The sequence below is a fragment of the Emcibacter sp. genome, assembly GCF_963675455.1.
Classification (GTDB): Bacteria; Pseudomonadota; Alphaproteobacteria; order Sphingomonadales; family Emcibacteraceae; genus Emcibacter.
The window spans coordinates 2,401,983-2,423,262 of the sequence record NZ_OY776217.1; the positions used below are offsets into that span (position 1 = coordinate 2,401,983).

The 21,280-nt window shown below is 54.3% G+C and carries 19 protein-coding genes; 15 read left to right on the plus strand and 4 right to left on the minus strand.

Annotation, left to right across the window (positions count from 1 at the left end):
- Nucleotides 1–139 precede the first annotated feature (139 nt).
- Nucleotides 140–1,336, plus strand: a complete 1,197-nt coding sequence (locus tag ACORNT_RS11135; RefSeq protein WP_321390555.1) for a CoA transferase — start codon at nt 140–142, stop codon at nt 1,334–1,336.
- Between the two features lie 312 nt (nt 1,337–1,648).
- Here ACORNT_RS11135 and ACORNT_RS11140 read toward each other — a convergent pair whose 3' ends face one another.
- Both ACORNT_RS11140 and ACORNT_RS11145 read right to left on the minus strand, forming a co-directional pair.
- Nucleotides 1,649–3,145 carry an AMP-binding protein gene (locus ACORNT_RS11140; RefSeq protein ID WP_321390556.1) on the minus strand — a complete coding sequence of 499 codons (1,497 nt, stop codon included), beginning with the start codon at nt 3,143–3,145 and terminating at the stop codon, nt 1,649–1,651.
- A gap of 81 nt (nt 3,146–3,226) precedes the next feature.
- The gene (locus ACORNT_RS11145) at nt 3,227–3,946 is read right to left on the minus strand and encodes a GntR family transcriptional regulator (protein WP_321390558.1); all 720 of its coding nucleotides are present in this window, start codon (nt 3,944–3,946) and stop codon (nt 3,227–3,229) included.
- A gap of 361 nt (nt 3,947–4,307) precedes the next feature.
- On the opposite strand from ACORNT_RS11145, the gene ACORNT_RS11150 reads away from it, so the two are divergent.
- The 4 genes from ACORNT_RS11150 to ACORNT_RS11165 all read left to right on the plus strand — a co-directional run bounded on the left by ACORNT_RS11150 (nt 4,308) and on the right by ACORNT_RS11165 (nt 8,789).
- The gene (locus ACORNT_RS11150; RefSeq protein WP_321390560.1) at nt 4,308–5,153 is read left to right on the plus strand and encodes a fumarylacetoacetate hydrolase family protein; all 846 of its coding nucleotides are present in this window, start codon (nt 4,308–4,310) and stop codon (nt 5,151–5,153) included.
- 289 nt (nt 5,154–5,442) lie between these two features.
- Complete coding sequence (locus ACORNT_RS11155) at nt 5,443–6,471, plus strand: isopenicillin N synthase family dioxygenase (RefSeq protein WP_321390563.1); 1,029 nt, start codon at nt 5,443–5,445, stop codon at nt 6,469–6,471.
- Nucleotides 6,472–6,484: 13 nt separating this feature from the next.
- Nucleotides 6,485–7,774, plus strand: coding sequence for an NAD(P)-binding domain-containing protein (locus tag ACORNT_RS11160; protein WP_321390565.1), 1,290 nt, complete (start codon nt 6,485–6,487; stop codon nt 7,772–7,774).
- A gap of 73 nt (nt 7,775–7,847) precedes the next feature.
- Nucleotides 7,848–8,789: a VOC family protein gene (locus ACORNT_RS11165; RefSeq protein WP_321390567.1), complete on the plus strand. Its 942-nt coding sequence runs from the start codon at nt 7,848–7,850 to the stop codon at nt 8,787–8,789.
- Between the two features lie 25 nt (nt 8,790–8,814).
- On the opposite strand, the gene ACORNT_RS11170 is transcribed toward ACORNT_RS11165, so the two are convergent.
- Nucleotides 8,815–9,636 carry an IclR family transcriptional regulator gene (locus ACORNT_RS11170; RefSeq protein WP_321390569.1) on the minus strand — a complete coding sequence of 274 codons (822 nt, stop codon included), beginning with the start codon at nt 9,634–9,636 and terminating at the stop codon, nt 8,815–8,817.
- 232 nt (nt 9,637–9,868) lie between these two features.
- Here ACORNT_RS11170 and ACORNT_RS11175 point away from each other — a divergent pair, with 232 nt between their 5' ends.
- The 4 genes from ACORNT_RS11175 (at nt 9,869) to ACORNT_RS11190 (ending at nt 14,446) form a co-directional block, all read left to right on the plus strand.
- Nucleotides 9,869–11,434, plus strand: coding sequence for an acyl-CoA synthetase (locus tag ACORNT_RS11175; RefSeq protein WP_321390572.1), 1,566 nt, complete (start codon nt 9,869–9,871; stop codon nt 11,432–11,434).
- Nucleotides 11,435–11,454: 20 nt separating this feature from the next.
- Nucleotides 11,455–12,582 carry an FAS1-like dehydratase domain-containing protein gene (locus tag ACORNT_RS11180; RefSeq protein ID WP_321390575.1) on the plus strand — a complete coding sequence of 376 codons (1,128 nt, stop codon included), beginning with the start codon at nt 11,455–11,457 and terminating at the stop codon, nt 12,580–12,582.
- Between the two features lie 198 nt (nt 12,583–12,780).
- Nucleotides 12,781–13,995: a CoA transferase gene (locus tag ACORNT_RS11185; RefSeq protein ID WP_321390577.1), complete on the plus strand. Its 1,215-nt coding sequence runs from the start codon at nt 12,781–12,783 to the stop codon at nt 13,993–13,995.
- 22 nt (nt 13,996–14,017) lie between these two features.
- Entirely contained in the window at nt 14,018–14,446 is a 429-nt protein-coding gene (locus ACORNT_RS11190) for a PaaI family thioesterase (RefSeq protein WP_321390581.1), read from the plus strand.
- A gap of 29 nt (nt 14,447–14,475) precedes the next feature.
- On the opposite strand, the gene ACORNT_RS11195 is transcribed toward ACORNT_RS11190, so the two are convergent.
- Nucleotides 14,476–15,156, minus strand: a complete 681-nt coding sequence (locus ACORNT_RS11195) for a FadR/GntR family transcriptional regulator (protein ID WP_321390584.1) — start codon at nt 15,154–15,156, stop codon at nt 14,476–14,478.
- Nucleotides 15,157–15,410: 254 nt separating this feature from the next.
- On the opposite strand from ACORNT_RS11195, the gene ACORNT_RS11200 reads away from it, so the two are divergent.
- The 6 genes from ACORNT_RS11200 to ACORNT_RS11225 all read left to right on the plus strand — a co-directional run bounded on the left by ACORNT_RS11200 (nt 15,411) and on the right by ACORNT_RS11225 (nt 21,178).
- On the plus strand, nt 15,411–16,418 hold the full coding sequence (locus ACORNT_RS11200) for an ornithine cyclodeaminase family protein (RefSeq protein WP_321390587.1): 1,008 nt from the start codon (nt 15,411–15,413) through the stop codon (nt 16,416–16,418).
- Between the two features lie 25 nt (nt 16,419–16,443).
- The gene (locus ACORNT_RS11205; RefSeq protein ID WP_321390589.1) at nt 16,444–17,454 is read left to right on the plus strand and encodes a dihydrodipicolinate synthase family protein; all 1,011 of its coding nucleotides are present in this window, start codon (nt 16,444–16,446) and stop codon (nt 17,452–17,454) included.
- 11 nt (nt 17,455–17,465) lie between these two features.
- A complete protein-coding gene (locus ACORNT_RS11210) occupies nt 17,466–18,941 on the plus strand; it encodes an NAD-dependent succinate-semialdehyde dehydrogenase (RefSeq protein ID WP_321390592.1) in 1,476 nt (491 codons plus the stop codon).
- 191 nt (nt 18,942–19,132) lie between these two features.
- Nucleotides 19,133–19,957, plus strand: a complete 825-nt coding sequence (locus ACORNT_RS11215) for a TauD/TfdA family dioxygenase (protein ID WP_321390594.1) — start codon at nt 19,133–19,135, stop codon at nt 19,955–19,957.
- Between the two features lie 80 nt (nt 19,958–20,037).
- Nucleotides 20,038–20,301 (plus strand): hypothetical protein, encoded by a 264-nt coding sequence (locus ACORNT_RS11220; RefSeq protein ID WP_321390598.1) that lies wholly within the window; start codon nt 20,038–20,040, stop codon nt 20,299–20,301.
- Nucleotides 20,302–20,347: 46 nt separating this feature from the next.
- Entirely contained in the window at nt 20,348–21,178 is an 831-nt protein-coding gene (locus ACORNT_RS11225) for a hypothetical protein (RefSeq protein WP_321390601.1), read from the plus strand.
- Nucleotides 21,179–21,280: the final 102 nt, after the last annotated feature.

Here is a 21,280-nt window from a genome sequence, read left to right on the forward strand (position 1 = left end):
CAAAATTAATAAAAAATCTGCATAACCAGTGAAGTAATGGGTTTTTTAAAGTGTTATGTCGATTGAACTTGCTATATGTTAAATCCATTGTATACAATGAAGTTCGATTTTCGACGAAAAGTATCAGAGGAGACCGGTTTTGACTGACTCAGCAGCATTTGGCGCCCTGAAGGGGTTGCGCGTCATTGAATTAGGGCAATTGATTGCCGGTCCTTTTTGTGGGCAATTGATGGCCGACCATGGTGCAGAGGTCATCAAGGTTGAGGCGCCGGACCGCGAGGACCCCATGCGCAAATGGGGTCAGAACGCACCGCTTTGGTGGCCGGTTGTCGCCCGCAATAAAAAATGTATTACCCTGAACCTGCGGGTGAAGGAAGGCCAGGATCTGTTGAAAGAACTGGTCAGGAAGAGCGATTTCCTGCTGGAAAATTTCCGGCCCGGGACCATGGAAAAATGGGGTCTTGGATATGACGAGCTCAGCAAGATCAATCCGGGCCTGATTATGATCCGGGTCTCTGGCTACGGACAGACAGGACCTGAATCCTCCAAGGCGGGATATGGGTCCATCGGTGAAGCCATGGGCGGCATGCGCAACCTTGCGGGCGATCCGTCCACGCCGCCGAGCCGTATTGGCTTGTCCATCGGCGACAGCCTTGCCGCGACTTATGCCTGTCTCGGGGCCCTTCTGGCGCTCCGGCACAGGGACCAGACCGGCGAGGGACAGGTGGTGGACAGCGCCATTTACGAAAGTGTATTGGCGATGATGGAATCTGTTGTTCCCGAATATAGCCAGACCGGTTTTATCCGCCAGCGCACCGGGTCCATCCTGCCCAAGGTGGCGCCGTCCAATGCCTATCCCACGAAGGATGGTGATATCCTTATCGGCGCTAACCAGGACAGCGTATTCGGCCGTCTTTGTGAGGCCATGAGCCGTCCGGAACTGGCACAGGACCCGCGCTATGTTGATCATTACAACCGCGGCGAAAACCAGCAGGAGCTGGACGATCTTATTGCCGACTGGACGCGGGATAAAACGGCTGATGAGGTCCTTGATCTGATGGAAAAATACGCTGTACCGGCTGGCAAGATTTTCACTGCAAAGGACATGATGGAAAACGAGCAGTACAAGGCGAGGGAAGCCATCGTCAAGGTTGATCATCCGGAATTCGACAAGTTGTACATGCAGAATGTCGCCCCGAAACTGTCCAAAACTCCCGGTCACATCAATTGGGCGGGGCCGACGGAAATGGGGGCGCATAATCAGGAAGTTTACGGGAGCATCCTTGGCAAGGATCAATGCGAACTCGGTGCCCTGAAAGAGGCTGGCGTTATCTGAGGAAAGCCGCCCGGCCTTGGCAGTTGGTCAGTAACCCGATATATCAGGCGACAGGTCACCGGCTTCGGTCGACGCCATTTCTTAAACATGATCTCAGGTGGAGCTGAGGTGTGTCATCTGACTTGCGGTCAGAGTATCTTCTGGTTCTTTGGTGATATGGGATTGATTTTATTCGCTTGGTGCCGCAGGTAATGACGAACTCCTGCTGCGGAACCGGAAACTCATTCTGACTCTCAGGCCAAGGGCCTCAGGGAACCTTGAACAAAATGCTTTAGTGCCTGCAGCAGTATCTGGTCGTGGGGAGCTTGGCTATTATTTCACCAGAAGGTTGGCCAGTTCGCGCTTTACGACCTTGCCGTTAGGACTTTTGGGGAAATCCTCAAGGAAAATATAACGTTTGGGTCTTTTGAAACGCGCCATATGTTCAAGGCAATGTGCTTCAAGCAATTTTTCATCGGGAGTCGCATTTTCTTCCCAGGCGATGAAAGCCACCACATTTTCTCCCCAGTCCGGGTCGACCTCGCCAATGACGCAGGCTTCCCTGACGCCAGGGCAGGTCAGCAGGACCTCCTCGACCTCTCGCGGATAGATATTGGTTCCGCCGGAAATGATAACTTCCTTGGACCGCCCACGCAGAGTTAATTTGCCGTCTTCATCCATAGAACCCAGATCGCCGGTGTGGAGCCACCCGCCGGACAGAGTTGTTTCTGTGGCGGTTTCATTATTCCAGTAACCGGACATGACGACATCGCCGCGACAGACGATCTCGCCGATTTCGCCCGGGGGAAGGGTATTTTTTTCCTTGTCAAATATGGCGACTTCGACGCCTGACCTTGGCCACCCCACTGAGGCAAGAACAGCATCGTCACCATCGGCAAAATCCGCGGGACGCAGGCCGGTGATGGTCATGGGAGCTTCTCCCTGGCCGTAAAGCTGACAGAAAACCGGACCGAAGACTCCAAGAGATTTACGGATTTCTTCAAGATACATCGGGCCGCCGCCATAGACGATATTTCGCAGACCTTCCGGGCGACGTCCTGTTTTTTCGATCGTCAAGCGTAGTCGCTGAACCATTGTCGGAGCCAGGAACATGCCGATATTGCCGTGATGGGCGCAGAGGTCGAGCACTTCCTCGGGCTCAAACCCGCCAGATGTGGGCACGACCTGACATGCGGCCCGCGCGACATAGGGCAGGATATAGAGTCCGGAGCCATGCGACATGGGCGCGGAATGAATGATCCCGTCATTTGGTCGAAGCGGTTCGAAATCAGCCAGATGGGCGATTGTCATGGCCATCAGGTTGCGGTGGGATAACATTGCGCCTTTCGAACGCCCGGTGGTGCCGCTGGTGAAGAAAAGCCATGCCAGGTCATCGGGAGTAACCTCTGCCGGAACTGTCGGTTCGCCCGCAAACATTTCATTATATTCCGGTGAGCCGATGGTGATGACGGGGATATCCAGGTTTTGCTGTCCCAGATTCTGTGCCTCGGCCGCTGTTACGAAGATCAGACCGGCTTCAGCGTCTGTAATGATTTCAGATATTTCGCGACCATGCAGCTTTGCATTTACTGGAACGACCACACAGCCTGCGGCCCATGTGGCAAACATAATCTCGATATACTCGGGGCAGTTTTTGGCAATGACCGCTACCCGGCCGCCGGGGGGGACTGCATCAGCCAGATATGCGGCGAGTCTCAGGCTGCGGTTGTGCAGTTCGGCCCAGGTACAGAATTCATCTGTGCCGTGATAAATTGCGCATTCATTTCTATAGCGGGTTGCCCCAAGGGTAAGTAAATTGAAAATGTTCATCAGTAGAACGCTCCTAATTCAAGAGGAGATAAGTATACGGGTTGAGCTCCGCCGGTTCCGTTCCTTTGGAATGCTGTCTCTCTATGCCTCGGCCGAAGACCAGGCGTCCACAAGGATCTCCTGGGTTCTTGCAAAATGCCTGTCGAGCACCGCTTGACCAAGATCCGCATCCCGCGCCAATACGGCCTGTAAAATTTCCTTATGCTCGGCTGGGGCATCACGATGAGGCGCCATTGAAACGGTAAGATACCGATACCGCTGTGTGCGTTCTGCGAGCCCCGCACATATCAGTATCAGGGAAGGGGACTTACAGCCTTCAATGAGGCAGCGGTGAAATTTTTCATGGGCCTCGATCCATTCTTCCCTGAGATAGTTTGTATCTCCAAACTCATGATCGAGTGTCGCAAGCTCGGCGTAGGCCGCACTCACTTTTGCCTCCCATTGCGGCGTACCGTGTTCGATGGCCTGCCTGATCGCAATGCCTTCAATCTGTCTCCGGGTTTGCATCAGATCCTCGAGGTCGGGGACTGATAACTCGGAGGTAATGAACCCGCGCTGGTCCAGGGCGCGAACCAGGCCCTCGGAACTCAGCTTTGCCAAGGCTTCGCGCACCACGCTCAGGCTGGTGCTGAATCTTTCCTGAAGGTCTTTGAGCCGGAGCTTTTTACTGGGAGGGATACGGCCGCACAGGATGTCGGACCGTAATTCCTCATAGGTTCGGCCCGTCAGGCTTCTGTTTGCCTTTAATCCACTATTTTCAATCAACTCGTTCATGACCTCTCCGCTGTACGACTTATCCATCTAAAGGTTTAGCCCTTTATGCTCCTCGGGTAAATGCCGATTCAGGGACTCATGTGGTTTCCCAAAAGCTGACTAATATATCGATATTTTATAGATTCTTTCAATATAGTATTTTCAACTTGTTATAAAAACCATCTTTTATCACTTCGAAAAATACGGCTAGCGGCGGCATTTATATATCTAACATATTAATAAAAAAGATTAATAATAATATGTAATCAGGGGTATGGCATATGGGAGGAGGAATGTGATGACAGTATATATTTTTCAAAGATATATTTAAAATATCGATATTTTTATTGACGAGGCGGCAGTGGAAAGTTAACGATGTGGAGGATGAAACGTTATTGAGGGTTAAAAGATGAAGTTTGTTCGTTACGGATCAAGAAATGAGGAACTGCCTGGCCTGATTGATTCCAAAGGGAATATCAGGGCGCTTTCGCCTTTGCTGTCTGACATCGGTTGTGAAATGTTTACACCTGAGTGGCTGTCGGCTTTGGCGGCGATTGATCCGGAGAAACTGCCGGTTGTCAGTGGCAACCCCAGACTGGGTGTGCCCGTGTCCGGTATTCGCCAGGTTATCGCGATCGGCCTGAATTATAAGGATCACGCGGAAGAGGCAAATTACCCTGTGCCTGTTGATCCGCTTGTTTTTTACAAATCCGTCAGTTCCCTTTCCGGCTGTAACGATCCGATTGAGGTTCCGGCCAGTGCGGAAAAACTGGATTGGGAAATCGAACTTGGTTTCCTGATCAGCAAGGAAGCAAAGCATGTTCCAGTCGAAAAGGCACTGGATTATGTGGCAGGCTATTGCACGGTCGTCGATGTGTCCGAGCGTCACTGGCAGTTCGATAAAGGCGGCACCCTCGGCAAGGGTAAGAGCTATGACAACTTTACGCCGGTGGGTCCCTGGTTCGCAACAGCGGACGAGGTGGCAGACCCGCAGACACTCGACCTGTGGCTGGATGTCAATGGCGAGTCCCGTCAGCGCGGCACGACTGCCGAGATGGTGTTTACCATTGCGGAACTCGTCGCGCACTTAAGCACTTATCAGACGCTTCTGCCCGGTGATCTGGTGATTACGGGGACGCCGGCCGGGGTTGGTCTGGGTATGAAGCCTGAGACCTACCTCAAGGGTGGTGACGAAATTCGTTGCGGGATTCCCGGTCTTGGCGATCAGGTCCATACTGTGGAAATTTTGAAATAAATGCTTTGGGCGGCTGAGGCTGCCGAGAGCAAATAACGGAGTAATCAGCTCCATTGTAAACAGTGTTTGATGGTGTAAGTTGTCAGGGCATAAGTTTATGTTATAAAAGGGTAAATAGACATCAATAGTGGTTATGGGATCGATCACTATTGATGATTTGATCTCCTTTCTGGTTTCGTATTCAATCCATTGAATGAAGCGGGAGATTAATTGCCTCAGTCGCGGAACGCCTGTTGCAAGGGTTGTGCGAAAGATGAGGTGCAAGACAGTGAATTTAGGAGAGGTATCCATGTCAAATTTCAATGAATCCACTTTGCCCGCCCCGAGCCCGGCAGTAGCGCGCGCTATTGAAACCTGTACCGAGCTCCCGCTTCTGGATGTCGGGGATTTTGTCGCCGGCAAGGAAGGAGCTCTGGAACAGTTGGCTGCCAATATCCGGGCTATTCAGTCATCCCTGGGTTTTTCCGCTATCGTCAATCATGGTGTTGATCAGGCCATCATTGATGCAGCGGAAGAGCAGGTAAAGCAGGCGTTCCATCTTCCCCGGGAAGAACTCCAGAAATATTTTCACGGTGAGCATATCCAGGGATATTGGCCGGCAAACTCCGTCACCAACGTTCGCCCCGGTTATGAAGCCGAAAAGGAATGGAAATCCACCCTGGCCGGCTGGGCGGTCCTGCGGGATCGTGAACCGAATGATCCCAAAGTGGTCAAGGGGATCAAGCACCGCGCCATGAACAAATGGCCGGATCCGGCACTGCTGCCGGAATTCAAGTCGACCATAAACCGCTATCACCAGGCCATGGTGGATCTGGCTTTCAAGCTGCTGAAGGCTTATTCTCTAGCACTTGGGCAGACTCCGGATTATCTGGATGGTTCCTTTGCCGGCAGTGAATGGTATGGACGGCTGAATTATTATGCCGGCAGCCCCAATGCCGAGGGAGAGCTGGCCAATACCGCGCACAGCGATCACAGCTTCATCACACTGTTGCCAATGTCTCCGATTCCCGGTCTTCAGGTGCGTACACCGAGGATGGACTGGATCGATGTGGAATGTGTGCCGGGCGCTATCATTGTCAACGGCGGTGAATGGCTGAACCAGCTCTCCAACGGGCGATTCATGGCGACCCCGCACCGGGTGACCGAGCCGCCGACCGAGCGGGTATCCATGCCGCTGTTTTTTGATCCGGGTGACGAGGCAGTGAATGATCCGCTTCCTGGTCTTGCCGGGGAAGGTGATGAGCGGAAATATCCACGCAAGAATTTTTATGAGCATTTTGCCGGATATATCGACGCCTATACAACGCCAAAGAAATAAGGGAGCGACAGAAATGGGAGACTCACAGCATCGTGTTGCAAGTATTGGCCTCGGGTCTATGGGATTGCCGATTGCCGCACATATCGCCAAGGGCGGGTATGATGTGTCCGGTTATGATATTTCGCCGGAGCGTCGCAAGCTTGCTGATGAGCAGGGTGTTAAATCCGCTCCCACCATTGCCGAAGCCGTAAAGGGTGCCGATATAATCATTACCATGCTCTATAATGGTGAAATTATTGAATCTGTCCTGACGGGGGAAGGCGGTATTCTGGCGCATATTGAGCCCGGCGCGCTGGTCGTGGATACCAGCACCATTTCGCCCGAAGATTCCGCACGCTTTGCCAAAATGATCGAAGATAAGGGATGCCGTTATTTGCGCGCCCCGGTGTCAGGAACCGTCTATCTGGCGGAAGCAGGGACCCTGTCTGTTTTTGCCTCGGGCAGGAAGGAGGACTATGACATGGTCCTGCCAGTCCTCGAGCACATGTCCATGAGCCGGAACTATGTTGGCGAGGACGAAGCCGCGCGGGTGATCAAGCTGGTCATCAACATGCTGGTCATGAGCGCGACCAATACCTTGGGAGAGGCTATTCGTTTTGGCGAGCAGTGGGGCATGTCCCGTGAGGTGCTGGTGGATGCGGTCAATAACAGCATTGTCGGCTCGCGGCATTATCAGTCCCGGGCTGAGGGTCTTAAATCCAAGAAGTATACCAACGCCGGTCCGGTCGTGATGGGCTACAAAGATCTCAAGATGGTGTTGGCCAACGCGGAAGCAAACGGCTACGAGTTGCCCATCCATAGCTTTGTCGGCCGGAACATGCAGGAACTGGTCGACAATGGCCGCGGCGATCAGGAGGTCAGCGCGCTGGCTGAATATCCGCTGGAAGACGAGGCCGGAAGTGTTTTACCGTCTTTCGGTGGAGATGAATGCGCCGCAGAAATTATTGCCGCGGATGACGAGCGATATGCCGTCATGATGGCCGGTGACAGGGAGAAGCTGGATGCTTTTTTCTCTCCGGATCTGACCTATACCCATACCAATGGTTATACCCAGAGCAAAGACGAGTTCCTTGCCAGCCAGACCTCCGGCGAGGTCAAATATATCAGCCTTGACCGGGAAAGCATTGATGTATCCTGCTGCGGCAATGTGGCTTTGGCTCAGGGCACGGTTCGCATTGATGTGGATGTCGCTGGCGAGAACCGCAAGCTTCATAACCGATATCTGGCGGTATGGGAGAAGCATCAAGGCAACTGGCGTATGCGGGCCTGGGCCTCCACTGCGGTAGAGTCCGCTGAGCTTTGAGTGAATTTCGCTGTTGCCTGTCAGGGGAGCGGGCGCGGTCTGGCCGGATTGGCCAAATGATGGGAGAGACGAAATGACAGATATCAGTAAAGTTTCCAAGGTGCCTGGTGTTCATTCGCTGGACCATTTTGTACTCCAGGTTCCGGATCTGAACGAGGCGGAAAAATTCTATACGACCTTCGGGCTCGACGTTCAGCGAACCGGTAATGAACTGAAGCTTGGCTGCTTTGGTCAGGATCATATCTGGAGCATTATCAAAGGCGGCGCAGAGCGCAAGAAGCTGGATTATGTGAGCTTTGGCATTTTCAAGGAAGATATCGACGTTTTCCGGGAACGGCTGGAAAAATATGGCATTGCTCCGGATGAGACTGAGCAGGAGCGGATCATGTTCCGTGACCCGTGTGGGATGCTGGTTGAACTTCGGGTTGCCGGGAAGTCATCGCCGCGATCCAAACGAACCCCGCAGCCGATGCCCTGTACCGTCGGGGGAAGGGGGGCGCCGTTCCGTCGTGAAATCAAACAGGTTCATCCCCAGCGCTTTGCCCATGCGCTGTTCTTCACGCCGGACATCAAGAAAACCCTGGATTTTTACTGCACGGTTCTGGGCCTGCGGATTTCCGATGAGGCCGGGCCGATTGCCTTCCTTCACGGGATCTACGGCAGTGACCATCATCTGGTTGCCTTTGCTGAATCCCCTTCTGGGGGTATCGGTTATCATCACAGTTCGTGGGATGTGGGTTCGATCGAGGAAATCGGCCTCGGCGCCATGCAGATGGAAGCTGCCGGCTATACCGGAAAGGGCTGGGGTCTTGGACGGCATGTGCTCGGCTCAAACTATTTCCACTATGTGCGCGATCCCTGGAACAGCTATGTCGAGTTCAACTTCGATATCGACTATATTCCCGAAGGCATGTACTGGGAGCCGAATATGGACGGTCCAGCGCCGGAAGATACGCTTTATCTGTGGGGCCCTGGCGTGCCAGAAGATTTCGTAATAAACTACGAAGCGAAATGAAGTATTTTTCTTTGTCTTCATAAGCTTAGGCGGGGGTAACCTCGCCGCAAAGCTGGTTCGACAGGGACCGGGCGGAGGACAGTAGTACGTCCTGCAATTCAGGAAGCCCGGATCTCTTCAGGGCGCTGCCGATACCGATGGCAACCAGGGCGTGGCTCGGCCTGTCCCGGGTTTTCCACACCGGCGCAGCAACAACGGTCACGCCTGAAATATAGTTGCCGGCATCCACGGCAAAACCTTGTTCGCGGGTTTTTTCCACCTGGTTTTTCCATTCTTCAAAAGTCGGCGGTTCATCCCAGCGCAGTGTTTCAAACCGTTCTGCCAGTTCCTCTTCGGGGTAATCACCAAAAGCAGCAATGCAACGACCGGTGGCGCTGATCAGGGCCGGGAAACGGCTGCCGATCTGGGCGCTCAGCTGAAAATTATTTCCGGCCTGGGAGGTGGCCACCACGATCATATGGTCGAGGCCGACGATCTGGACGCCGAGCATGGTGACGTCGAATTTTTGGCTGATTCGATCGAGGACGGGCTGGGCGAGGTCGGTAAACTGATTGCGGCGCAGCCAGTGGCGGGCGAGGGTGAGGACGCCTGCTTCCAGGGAGTAGCGTTTGGTGTCAGGATCAAAAGAGACCAGCTCTTCCGCCACAAGGGCGCGCAAGACATATAGGCATGTGCTTGGCACCAGGCCGAGTTCCCGGGCGATGGGCTGAAGGCCGAGAGGCGTGTGACTCTTGCCAAGCAGGCGCAATATGGCGGCAGCCCGGGAGATGGCCGGAGCCTTGCTTTCCTTCACTGTTTTGGCCAGTTCCCGTTCTTGCGTCGAGGAGGATGCTGATTTTTCCGTCATTGTTGGTTTCCAGTTGAATAGGTATTCCTGAGCGCAGCGTCTGGGATGCTTCCTGTTTCAGTCCGGCCGAGGGTAGCAACAGTGCCGGAACAGTCAAGCTTCGCATTAATTCTGTATTCAATATATAAAATAAAATTCTATATTTACAACAAAAATGTTTTATGGCATATACTCGAGCCAACATAATGCAGCGCGACACAGCGCTATTATCGACAACAGCAAGGGTGAATTGATGGCCAGGCTTACTGACTACACTTCTTATGCGGATGCCCAGGCGCATGCTAATTCCAGCGCACTCTGGGACTTGTTTGACGGCGATCGTGATTACCTCAACATTGCCCATGAATGTATAACCCGTCATGCGGACGGTTCCGGTCGTACTGCTGTGAGAATCGCTCATGCAGACGGGGCTGACGAAATTATCAGCTTTGACGAAATCGCCACTAGGTCAGCACAATTTGCTCATTGGCTTGTGGAAAACGGAATCAAGCCGGGTGATCGTATTGCCTTTATGCTGGAGCCCTCTCTGCCGTTCTATACCAGCCTGTTCGGGGCCATCATGTCCGGTGCCATCAGTGTGCCTTTGTTTACCCTGTTCGGCCTCGATGGTCTGTGTCTGCGCGTTGATGACTGCAAGCCAAGCCTGCTGGTCACCAACGAAGAGAAAGCGGATATCGCCCACAAGGTGGAAGGCCTGCGCGTGGTGGTGGCTAACGATGACCTGATGGAAGAGATCAGCAAATATCCGACCACATTCGAAACCAAATCCAGGGCCAGTGACATGGCCGTGTTTCAGTATACCTCCGGCACGACCCGGGAACTGCCCGCCGCGGTGAAGCATACGCATAAATCACTGGTGACCCTGATGTTTGCCGCCCTTTACGGCACCGGAATTCGTCCCGGCGACCAGTTCTTTTGTCCGTCATCGCCAGCCTGGGGCCACGGCCTGTGGCATGGCACCCTGGCGCCGCTGGCGTTGGGCGTAACCACCGGCACTTTTGCCGGAAAATTCGATGCCGTGCGCCTGATGAAGGCGCTGCAGGATTATAAAATTAGCAACATGTCTGCGGCAGCAACCCACTACCGCATGATGAAGAATTCCGGCAAAGGCAAGGACTTCACTTTCTATATCAAGAAGCTGTCCTTTACCGGTGAACCCTGTGATCCGGGGACCCTGGAGTTTATTGACGAAACATTCCATGTTCCCGCCTGCAGCATGTATGGCACCACCGAAATCGGTGTGGTGCTGGTCAACTTCCCCGGTGCTGAAGATTATGTTGTCAAGCCGGGCTCCCTTGGCAAACCTATCCCCGGCCTGAAGCTGGAAGTGCAACGTGCCGACGGCACCCCTACCGCTCCGGAAGAGGTTGGCGAGTTGATGCTGTGGAAGCGTGATCACTGGGAGACCACCAAGGATCTCGCCCGGGTGGATGAGGAGGGCTACCTCTATCACTGTGGCCGCGCAGATGACGTGATCATCTCGGCCGGCTGGACCATGTCCGCCGTTGAAATCGAAAACACCATGCTGAAACATGATGATGTGGAAGAGGTCGCCGTAATCGGCGTGCCCGATGAAACCCGTGGCCAGGTGGTCAAGGCTTTCGTTGTGAGCAAGCGCCCGGAAAGCAAAGAGTTTGTTGAAGAGTTACAGAATTTTACGCGGGAGCGTCTGGCACAGCACGAGTTCCCCCGTATCGTTGAATTTGTGTGTGAGCTTCCCAAGACGCCGGCAGGCAAGGTTCACCGCAAGGTCCTGCGTGACCGCGAAGCAGCTAAAGCTGCTGCGGCCGGCAATTAATATCTTAGGAGTAGATTATCATGTCTGAAAACCGTTTCCCCAAAATTACAGAAGAAGGTCTGGCCGATCTGCGTGAGCGTATCGGCGTCAAGATCGAGAACACCGTGGAGCCGTGGAACTTTGAAGCGTCCCGTGATGCGATCCGTCACTATGCCCATGGTATCGGCGACGACAATCCGCTGTGGTCCGACCCGGAATATGCCAAAAATACCAAATACGGCAATGTTGTTGCCCTGCCGAGCTTCCTGTTCACCACCAGCCGTATCATTTCCGGTTACTGTGGCGGTCTTTCCGGTGTTCACGCCATGTGGGCCGGTGCCGACTGGACTTGGCACAAGCCTGTTCTGCGTAACGATAGCATTAGAACCGAAGCTTACCTGAAAGACCTGGTAGAGCACCAGACCCGTTTCGCCGGTCGTTCCTTCCAGCAGATCTATCATGTCGACTTCTATAACCAGAAGGACGAGCTTGTTGCTGAAGCCGACAGCTGGGTTTTCCGTACCGACCGTGACGAAGCCCGTGAGCGCGGCACCAAATACACCGAAGTGCGTGGCAAGGTCGAACCTTTCACTGACAAGCAGCTGGCTGAATGGTCAGAGCTCTATGCCAAGGAAGAGATTCGCGGTGCCAATACCCGCTACTGGGAAGACGTTACCGAAGGCGAAGCTCTGCCCCGTATGATGAAAGGCCCGATGACTGTGACCGGTTTTATCTGTTACGCACAGGGCTGGGGCGGTCTGTATATTCGTGCCAATAAACTGGCGTGGAAAATGCAGCAGGCTCACCCGGGTCTGGCCATTAAAAACCGCTTTAATGTGCCGGATTGTCCGGAGCGTGTTCACTGGGACGAGGCCTTTGCTCTGGAAGTTGGCGCACCTGGCGCTTACGATTATGGACCGGAACGTTGTTCATGGCTGACACATCATGCCACCAACTGGATGGGTGATGACGGCTTCCTTCGTCAGTCAAAATGTCAGATCCGCCGTCACAACCCGGATGGGGATGTGATCTTCATCGATGGTACCGTCAAGCGTAAATTTGTCGAGGACGGCAAGCATCTGGTGGAAATCGAGCAGAAAGCCGTCACGCATCGTGATGAACTGTCTGCTGCCGGTACCGCCATTGTGGAACTGCCCAGTCGCGGCTAAATCAACTGAGTGCCACCGCTTCCCTCTTGCTTTATTACAGCTTTTGAAGCAAGGGGGAGGGGCGCACAGCAGACAGTAAATCGGGTTGGTTCCTGCAGGGGAACCACCCCTTTTTACTAAATAGGTGATCGTTGACAACGATGTCTGCCTTTTTGATATCGGTTGTCCGCAAAAACAAACCCGGATAGAGTGTGCAACATGCAGCAGAGTGACAAATCATCATGGCCCGGCCCGTTGCAGGGAATTCGCGTACTCGATTTTACCCGGGTGCTGGCGGGCCCGGCGGCCGCCCTGGCGCTGGCCGATCTGGGCGCGGAAGTGATCAAGATTGAACCGCCGGGGTCCGGTGACGAGACCCGGACCTTTCCGCCGTTTCGCGACGGGGAAAGCCACTATTATATTGCCGTGAATCGCGGCAAGAAGAGCATGGTGATTGATCTTAAGAGCGAGGACGGCGTGGCCCTGATCAAGGACCTTGCTGCCAAATGTGACATTGTGGTGGAAAATTACCGTCCGGGCGTGATGAGACGCCTGGGGCTGGACTATGAAAACCTGTCCGCCATCAATCCGGGACTGATCTATTGTTCTATTTCCGGCTTTGGTATGAACGGCCCGCTGAGTGACCGGCCGTCCTTCGATATCGTATTGCAGGCCCTGTCCGGTGCGCTCAGCGTCAATGGTGAGCCCGGGGGGCTGCCGACCAAGCTGGGTATTCCGCTGGGCGACCTTGTCGGCGGCATTAACGGCCCCATTGCCATTCTGGGCGCCCTGTATGAGCGCTCGGTCACCGGGCGAGGACGACTGATCGATATCAGCCTGCTCGACGGCATGATGGGTATGCTGGGTTATCTGGCTCAGCTGGCTTTCTTCAATGGCGAGGACCCGAAGCCATTGGGGTCACAACACCCCAATCTTGTGCCCTACGGTCTTTTCCCGGCGAAAGATGGATCGATTATTATAGCCTGCCTGACCAACGCCTTCTGGGGAAGGGTTTGCACGGCGATTGACAGGCCGGAGCTCGCCGAAGATGAGCGGTATGCCTCGCTGGAGAAACGTCGCGACTGTCGTGAAGAGGTGAATGATATCATTTCCGGATTCACCAGGAAAAGAAATGTGCAGGATCTGGTTGATTTGTTGACGGAACATCAGGTGCCCAACGCCCCGATTCTAGGGATTATCGAGGCGCTTTCCCAACCGCAGGCCGTGGCAAGGGAAATGGTTGTTGAAACAGAACACAAGACATTGGGTAAAATCCCGATCGTCAATCGTCCATTCAAGTTTCCCGGGGAGCAGCAGCCTGTTCCGACGGCGCCGCCGGTTCTGGGCCAGGATACCGACGAGATATTGAGCGATATCCTTGAGTTGTCGCCGGACCAGATCGAGAAACTGCGTGCCGCCAAGGTTGTGAGCTGAAATCGGGTCAGAGGAGTATTCGATGACAGAAGAACAAGAGAAGGGGCAGGCCCCGGCCGACTGGAAAAGACGTCAGATGAGGGGAATTCCGGCCTCTTTTGAAGCCTTCTGGACCAAAAGCGAGCAAGATGGCTTCCGCTATGGCGTGCAACTTGACGAAAGACACTGCAACGCCCAGGGCTTTGTTCATGGCGGGCTGATGATGTCCATAATGGATCATATCCTGTCCCTGAAGATCTGGGAAGCGTCCGACCGCTCCATTTGTTCGACAGTCCATCTGGATTGTCATTTCCTGTCGCCCTTGCGGGCGCCCTGTTTCGTCGAAGTGGATACGGAAATCCTGAGGCAGGGCAAGAAAACGGCCTTTCTGAGGGGTATTCTGCGTTCTGACGATAAAGATATCATGGAAGCCACTGGTGTCTGGAACATTATGCCGGTGCCCAAATCCTGATGTTTCAAAAAGATAGAGGGGGCAGGGAACTATAAATCCCCGAACATAATCTGCCGGACCGCCTGCAGATGAATTCTTATCAGTGACTCCGCGCTCTTCGGGTCATGGTTGGCAATTGCCTCGATAAATCGCTGGTGCTCCAGGTTGCTTTCCTTGCGTGTGGCGGATGAAAATACCCGGTTAATGATATTGCGCATGCCGGACGGGGCACTTTCCCGGACCGTGTCATACACGGCCAGCAACAGTTTGTTGCCGGCGGCTTTTGCCACAAGGCGGTGCAGACGTTCATCCCAGACAGCCCATTGATCAAAGTCGTCAAGTTCCTGCATCTGGCTGAGGCAGTGTTTCATTTCTTCAATCTGTGCCGGTGTCGCCCGGCGCGCCGCCAGCGCGGCGATCTGCGGTTCAATGACCAGACGCGCTTCAAACGCTTCCGGAGGAGTGAGCACTTCAGGCATGGAGGTGAGCTCAGTGGTGAGTGAGCGTTCACCGATAAAGGTCCCCTTGCCGACATGGCGCCAGATCAGGCCTTCTTTTTCCAAAGTCTTCATCAGGCCCCGCAGTTTGGCGCGCGATATCCCCAGTTCCTCGACAAGACTTACTTCCGGCGGCAGGCGCCGTTTGTTGTCCCGGCGTGCCTGGTTCACGTAATCGCGCAATTTCGCCAGGTCGCGATCTCTTTGCTGATCGGTTCGGGATGTCTTTTTCATATTCGACTCGCGCTTAAGGGTTTGGCTGTGTTGGTGATGCCGCCTCTGGGTTCTTAAATCAATTAATAGCTTGATATGTATTAAAAATCAATTTAGGCATTGACGCAATTTAAAAATCAATTTAGGCATTGATACAAGTTAAAGTATTAAATAAAACAATTCAATGTTTGATCCAGATTCGTCTGTCAACCTGGAAAAAAGGTTCGCGGAAGATGGTTCAACAGAGAATATTTCAGTTTTCAGAGAGGTGTGTAATGGGCTCCGAAAAGGTCTCTCCCGTATTCATATCGTCCGAAGCGGCGGCAGAAGTCTTCGACTGGAAGTCTGCAATCACTGCATTGCAGCAGGTTTATTCCAATCCGCATGAGGAAGCGGCCACGCCGGCCCGCTCGATTGCGTCCAGTGGCAAGTCCTGGCTCCGGACATTGCCGGCAGTGCCACCCGGCGGCCGTTATTTCGGCGCAAAATTGATGGGCATGGCGTCCGAGGCGTCTGAGCCGGGCGTCCAGTATGTCATCGTTCTCTATGATCGTGAGACCAGCCGCATCGCCGCCTTTGTTGACGCGGAAAAGGTGACCGGTTACCGGACCGCTGCGACCTCTGCTGCCGCGCTGGATAAAATGGCGCCGGCCCAGACCGCGAGACTGGCCGTTCTGGGCAGCGGACTGGAAGCACAAATGCACACACGGGCCTTCGCCGCTGTCCGCGACTTTGACGAGATTGTCGTCTTCAGTCCGACCCCGGCCAGCCGGGAACGTTTCGCCAATACAATTGGCGGCGAACTGGGTGTGAACACAACTCCGGCGGCTAGTGCCGAAGAGGCTGTCACGGGTGCTGATGTGGTCCTGGCAGCTGCACGGTCCCACGGTGAGAAACCTATTCTCTTTGGAAACTGGATAAAACCCGGTGCGGTGACGGTGTCTATCGGGTCGACCGTTCCCCAGCAGCGTGAAATTGATGTCTCTGTGGCAGAGCAAAGTGACATCATTGTCTGTGACATGGTGCATGAAGTGGTGAGCGAAACCGGCGACATGATTGCGGCTGCCGCGGCAGGAGTGAATGTGGAGGACAAGTGTTTCTCCCTTAATGATCTTCTGTCCGGTGCATTGGAGGAGAGTTTGGCTGTGGCCCACTATCCCATGTTCAAGTCGGTTGGCGGGGGACTGCAGGATGTGGTTGTTGCCGGGATGATCCTTGACCGGGCCCTTGAGAAGGGATGTGCCACCGAACTGCCGATTGTTTTCGATACAAAGTACGTCTGATCAATTCACTGTTAGGATTACAAAGATGCCTGAATATATCAAAAGTGAAGCCCGTGCCTGGGCAAGAGAAAAGCTGGTTGGCGTGGCACATGTCACCATTCCGACCATGAAATCCGATTTTAAATCTCTTAATGAAACAGCAATCCGACACGACGTCGAGACCGCGATCGGTCACGGCTTCATCGGCAGCCTAGCCTGTTCGGAAGTGGCGATGACGCTGGAAGAGTATGGCCAGTTCTGCAAGATCATGGTCGATCAGGCCCAGGGCCGGATGCTCACCATCCATCATGCGGCATTCAATACGCTTGAGGATAATATCGAGGCGGTGAAAGTTGCTGAGGAAGCTGGTGCGGAATTTGTTCTGCTTTGTTATCCACCCTACTTTAATCCGCAGTCGCTTGAGGATGTTTATAATTACACAAAGGCATTTTGTGATGCCACCGATCTGGCGGTTATGCTGTTCCCGGTTCCGACCTGGGGTTTCTCCAGATTGCACCCGGCCGATATTCCGGTGCCGATATTGCGTCGTCTGGTTGATGACTGCCCCAATATTGTGGCGATCAAGGCCGAAGGCGGTTATCCGAACTTTATGGCGCAGATCGAAGTGCACCGTGAATTTCATAAGGAAGTCGTGATTTCTTCACCGCTGGAATTTGATCTGATACCGCTGGGTCAGCTCATGCCCATTCCGTTTTCCGGCACCAACTATTCCGCTTACTTCGGTGACTGGCTGCCCAGGATGCATGCCCTGCTTCAGGCGGGCAAGTTCGACGAGGCAACCCAGGAATGGTACCGGATTGATCCGGCCCGCAAGGCAGTTCTTGGTGTCGGCTTCGGCGGTATGGGATTGCTGAACCGAATGCTGTGGAAATATCACGGCTGGCTGCAGGGCTATAACGGTGGTCCTCTGCGCGGTCCGACCGCCCGTGTCTATAAGAAAGACATGGTCACCCTTCGCCGCGGCCTGGAACTGGCCGGCCTGAATCCGACTTCTGATCCCGATGAAGAGTTTTTCATCGGCCGCAACCCTGAATGAGGGAGTGAGAAATGACTAACGAAACACCTATGAAACTCAATCTTGCCGATCCCGACCTGTTTCGCCAGGCCATGCTTATTGATGGCGAATGGGTCCAGGCCGACAGTGGAGAGATAATCGAGATCCGTAACCCTGCCACAGGGGAACTGGTTGGGCGCGCACCGAAGGCCGGACAGGCCGAGACGGCGCGGGCAATTGCCGCAGCAGGCCGGGCGCTGAAGAAATGGCGGGAAGTTCTGCCGAAAGAGCGCTCCGCCGTGCTGCGTAACCTGTTTAACCTGATGCACGAACATATTGACGACCTGGCCCTGATCCTGACGGCCGAGCAGGGCAAGACCCTGGCCGAAGCAAAAGGCGAGATTCTCTATTCCGCCGGCTTTATCGAGTGGTTTGCCGAGGAGGCCAAACGTATCTACGGCGATATTATTCCGCCGAACATGCCCGGTCGCCGGATTCTGGTTGAAAAGGCGCCGATCGGTGTCTTCGCCGCCATCACACCCTGGAACTTCCCGTCTGCGATGATCACCCGCAAGGCCGGCCCGGGCTGGGCCGTTGGTTGTACCGGTGTCATCAAGCCGGCGTCGCAAACTCCTTTTTCCGCCTTTGCCCTCGGTGTTCTGGCAGAACGGGCAGGCCTGCCCAAGGGCGTCTGCAACATCGTTACTGGTTCCGCCCGTGAAATCGGCGGTGAATTGACCGGTAATCCCGTGGTTCGCAAACTGTCCTTCACCGGTTCGACGGAAGTCGGCGCCAAGCTGCTTGAACAATGTGCACCGACCATCAAGAAAACAAGTATGGAGCTGGGCGGGAATGCACCGTTCATTGTGTTTGATGATGCGGATATCGACGCGGCTGTTGCAGGCGCCATGGCGGCCAAATATCGCAACTGTGGCCAGGCCTGTGTCGCCGCCAACAGAATGCTGGTGCAGGCGGGTATCTATGATGAATTTGCAAAGCGGCTCTCGGAAGAAACTGCCCGGCTTAAAGTGGGGAACGGCGTAGACGCAGATGTTGCCCAGGGCCCTCTGATCGATCAGAACGCTGTGGCAAAGGTTGAGGAGCATATCTCCGATGCCGTTGCCAAAGGTGCAAAAATTACTGTCGGCGGTAAACGTCATGAGCTTGGAGGCAACTTTTTTGAACCTACGGTTCTGACCGAGGTCCCCAGGGAAGCCCTGATTTTCAGTGATGAGACATTCGGACCTGTGGCACCCCTGTTCAGGTTTGAAACGGAAGAAGAGGCCCTGGAGCTTGCGAATGACACACCTTACGGGCTCGCCTCATACTTCTATGCCCGGGATGTTGGCAGAATTTTCAGAGTGTCGTCCGGTCTGGAGTTCGGCATCATCGGGGTGAATGAAGGTTTCATTTCCTCCGAGGTAGTGCCGTTCGGCGGCGTCAAGGCCTCAGGTCTTGGCCGCGAAGGGTCCAAATACGGGGCAGATGATTACGTCGAGATTAAATATATCGCCCTTGGCGGTCTTTAACTGAAACGAAGGAACAGGCTGCCATTACGGCGGCCTGTTTCCTCATATGTCCGGCAACAAAGCCCTTTCCTTAAAGAAATCCGGTGTAAATATTTTTAACATAATAAATTATCGAGATTATTCATTAATATTGACAAATTAATGTTGGTTCCGGATAATGACTTCGAATCTAGACTTGGGAGTATAACGTTATGACTGCGACCCTGAAGACAAGGGATATTAAACCGAAAATTGCTTCTGAAATTCTTGCCAGCAAAGAAGAGCTGCTGAGTGGCGTCCATGCTGCTGAAATTCGTGAGTTGCTTGAGCAACGCGGCGTGCTTGTTTTTCCGAAGATTGACTTCAATGACGAAGAGCACCTGCAATTTACCAGAACCCTCGGTACTGCCGGGAAGGAGCGCAGCGGAGAGGAAGTTTTCCCGATCTCGCTGGATCCTGCCAAGTCGGCGGGTGTGGAATATCTGAAGGGGTCGTTCTATTGGCATTTTGACGGCACCATGCAGGCGAAGCCGATTTTGGCATCGTTGCTGAGCTCCAAGGTGTTGTCGCCTTCCGGCGGAAATACCGAGTTCTGCAACACCTATGCAGCTTACGATGAACTTTCCGAGGAAGATAAAACCAGTCTCGAGGGTCTTCGGGTCATGCATTCGGCGTGGAACACCCTCTATTATTACGAGCCGGAACCGGAACAGGAAAAGCTCGAGCGGTTTATGTCTGTTGGCGAGATTGAGTTGCCGCTTGTCTGGACTCATAAATCCGGTCGCAAGTCCCTGGTGCTGGGCTGCACGGCCCGTCACGTGGTCGGCATGGACCATATGGAGAGCGCGAAGCTTCTCAACAGGCTGCGGGAGTGGGCGACCAGTGAGCCGTTTCACTACAGCCACAAATGGTCGGTAGGTGACATGGTGATGTGGGACAATACCGGCACCTTGCATCGTGCCATGCCTTATCCGCTGGATTGTAATCGCGAACTGCACCGTACCACACTGGAAGGTGAAGAGCCCATCGCGGCCTGATATCCGGAACAGTCCGGCGGCGGCTTTGAAACCGCCGCCAGAGCCGGAATTTCCCATGTGACCGATTGAAGGAGGATATCATGAGCGCGAATGCTTTGGAGAAAGCTCTTTGGCAGATGTATCTTGTACCCGGGGATGTGGAACGTTTCCGGTCGGATGCGGAAGGCTATGCCAGTGAATTCCGTCTTGACGACAAGGAGCGCAGGGCGCTGACGTCCGTTGATGTGATGGCGCTGATGGACCAGGGGGCCAATGCGCTTCTGGTGCTGATGGCCTTCCAGACCATCTACGGTCCGGAACGGCTGCATGATTATTTTGACATCGTAAATGCGCCGGCGGCGTAGCAGGAAATTATAGCCGCACCCGGCAGGCAAAAGAGAGAGTGAGATTATGGCAGAGTTGATAGGTGGTTTCCTGATGCCGCATGTGCCGTCGATCCCGACCGGCGGATATGGTGAAGAGCCCTGGCAGAAAGAGGCATCCGACAAGGCCTTTGCCTTTATCTCGCAACGGGTCGAGGAGCTCGGGGCGGATACGGTGATCATCATTGGCGATGACCATTATGAGAATTTCGGCCCGCACTGCATTCCGAGCTGCCTGATTGCGACCGGTGATGTGGGGGTTTCGGCCCATGCGCAGACGCTGGGCCTGGCCGGGGATGCGATCCCCAACAACGAACCTCTGGCCCAGCATATCCTGGAGACAGGTTATAAAGAAGGCATTGACTGGTCCTTTGCCAAGGCGCTGGATGTTGACCATTCTGTGGCCATTCCCTATCACATGTCATTGAAACGGCTTGGGGTGAAGGCGATCCCGATCTATCTGAACTGTGTTGTAGAGCCGCTGATCCGAAGCCGCCGGGCTTATGAGATCGGCCGGAGCATCCGCCATGCGGTTGAGAGCTGGTCCGGGACTGAGCGGGTTGCGGTGTTCGGCACCGGCGGCATCAGCCATTGGGTCGGCGGCCCGGGCATGGGCGTTGTCAACGAGGCGTTTGACCGCAAGATCCTGGAGATGGTGGAGCAGGGCGATATTGACGGCCTGATTGCGCTGCCTGACGAGATGGTTCTGGAGAAGGCCGGCAACGGGGCGCTGGAGATCAAGAACTGGATCTGTGCCCTGGGCATCATGGAAGGCGCCAAAGCGGAAACCATCGCCTATGAGCCGATCCCGACCTGGGTCACCGGCTGCGGCTTCGCCGAGCTCAAGCCGGCAGCCTGAGACTGTCCCGCACAGAGGATATAGCAGAGGGAAATCCAAGCGCCAGGTGGGCGGTCATTATATCGCTCCTGTCACAAGGCTTGTTCACTGATAAACGGGAGT

What these genes read in the sequence shown, in the direction of transcription:
- ACORNT_RS11225 (WP_321390601.1), top strand. Translation starts at nt 20,348, where the DNA reads ATGGCAGAGTTGATAGGTGGTTTCCTGATGCCGCATGTGCCGTCGATC.
- ACORNT_RS11160 (WP_321390565.1), top strand. Translation starts at nt 6,485, where the DNA reads ATGGGAGACTCACAGCATCGTGTTGCAAGTATTGGCCTCGGGTCTATG.
- ACORNT_RS11145 (WP_321390558.1), bottom strand. Translation starts at nt 3,946, where the DNA reads ATGGATAAGTCGTACAGCGGAGAGGTCATGAACGAGTTGATTGAAAAT.
- ACORNT_RS11220 (WP_321390598.1), top strand. Translation starts at nt 20,038, where the DNA reads ATGAGCGCGAATGCTTTGGAGAAAGCTCTTTGGCAGATGTATCTTGTA.
- ACORNT_RS11155 (WP_321390563.1), top strand. Translation starts at nt 5,443, where the DNA reads ATGTCAAATTTCAATGAATCCACTTTGCCCGCCCCGAGCCCGGCAGTA.
- ACORNT_RS11200 (WP_321390587.1), top strand. Translation starts at nt 15,411, where the DNA reads ATGGGCTCCGAAAAGGTCTCTCCCGTATTCATATCGTCCGAAGCGGCG.
- ACORNT_RS11210 (WP_321390592.1), top strand. Translation starts at nt 17,466, where the DNA reads ATGACTAACGAAACACCTATGAAACTCAATCTTGCCGATCCCGACCTG.
- ACORNT_RS11215 (WP_321390594.1), top strand. Translation starts at nt 19,133, where the DNA reads ATGACTGCGACCCTGAAGACAAGGGATATTAAACCGAAAATTGCTTCT.
- ACORNT_RS11185 (WP_321390577.1), top strand. Translation starts at nt 12,781, where the DNA reads ATGCAGCAGAGTGACAAATCATCATGGCCCGGCCCGTTGCAGGGAATT.
- ACORNT_RS11140 (WP_321390556.1), bottom strand. Translation starts at nt 3,145, where the DNA reads ATGAACATTTTCAATTTACTTACCCTTGGGGCAACCCGCTATAGAAAT.
- ACORNT_RS11195 (WP_321390584.1), bottom strand. Translation starts at nt 15,156, where the DNA reads ATGAAAAAGACATCCCGAACCGATCAGCAAAGAGATCGCGACCTGGCG.
- ACORNT_RS11175 (WP_321390572.1), top strand. Translation starts at nt 9,869, where the DNA reads ATGGCCAGGCTTACTGACTACACTTCTTATGCGGATGCCCAGGCGCAT.
- ACORNT_RS11165 (WP_321390567.1), top strand. Translation starts at nt 7,848, where the DNA reads ATGACAGATATCAGTAAAGTTTCCAAGGTGCCTGGTGTTCATTCGCTG.
- ACORNT_RS11170 (WP_321390569.1), bottom strand. Translation starts at nt 9,636, where the DNA reads ATGACGGAAAAATCAGCATCCTCCTCGACGCAAGAACGGGAACTGGCC.
- ACORNT_RS11205 (WP_321390589.1), top strand. Translation starts at nt 16,444, where the DNA reads ATGCCTGAATATATCAAAAGTGAAGCCCGTGCCTGGGCAAGAGAAAAG.
- ACORNT_RS11180 (WP_321390575.1), top strand. Translation starts at nt 11,455, where the DNA reads ATGTCTGAAAACCGTTTCCCCAAAATTACAGAAGAAGGTCTGGCCGAT.
- ACORNT_RS11190 (WP_321390581.1), top strand. Translation starts at nt 14,018, where the DNA reads ATGACAGAAGAACAAGAGAAGGGGCAGGCCCCGGCCGACTGGAAAAGA.
- ACORNT_RS11150 (WP_321390560.1), top strand. Translation starts at nt 4,308, where the DNA reads ATGAAGTTTGTTCGTTACGGATCAAGAAATGAGGAACTGCCTGGCCTG.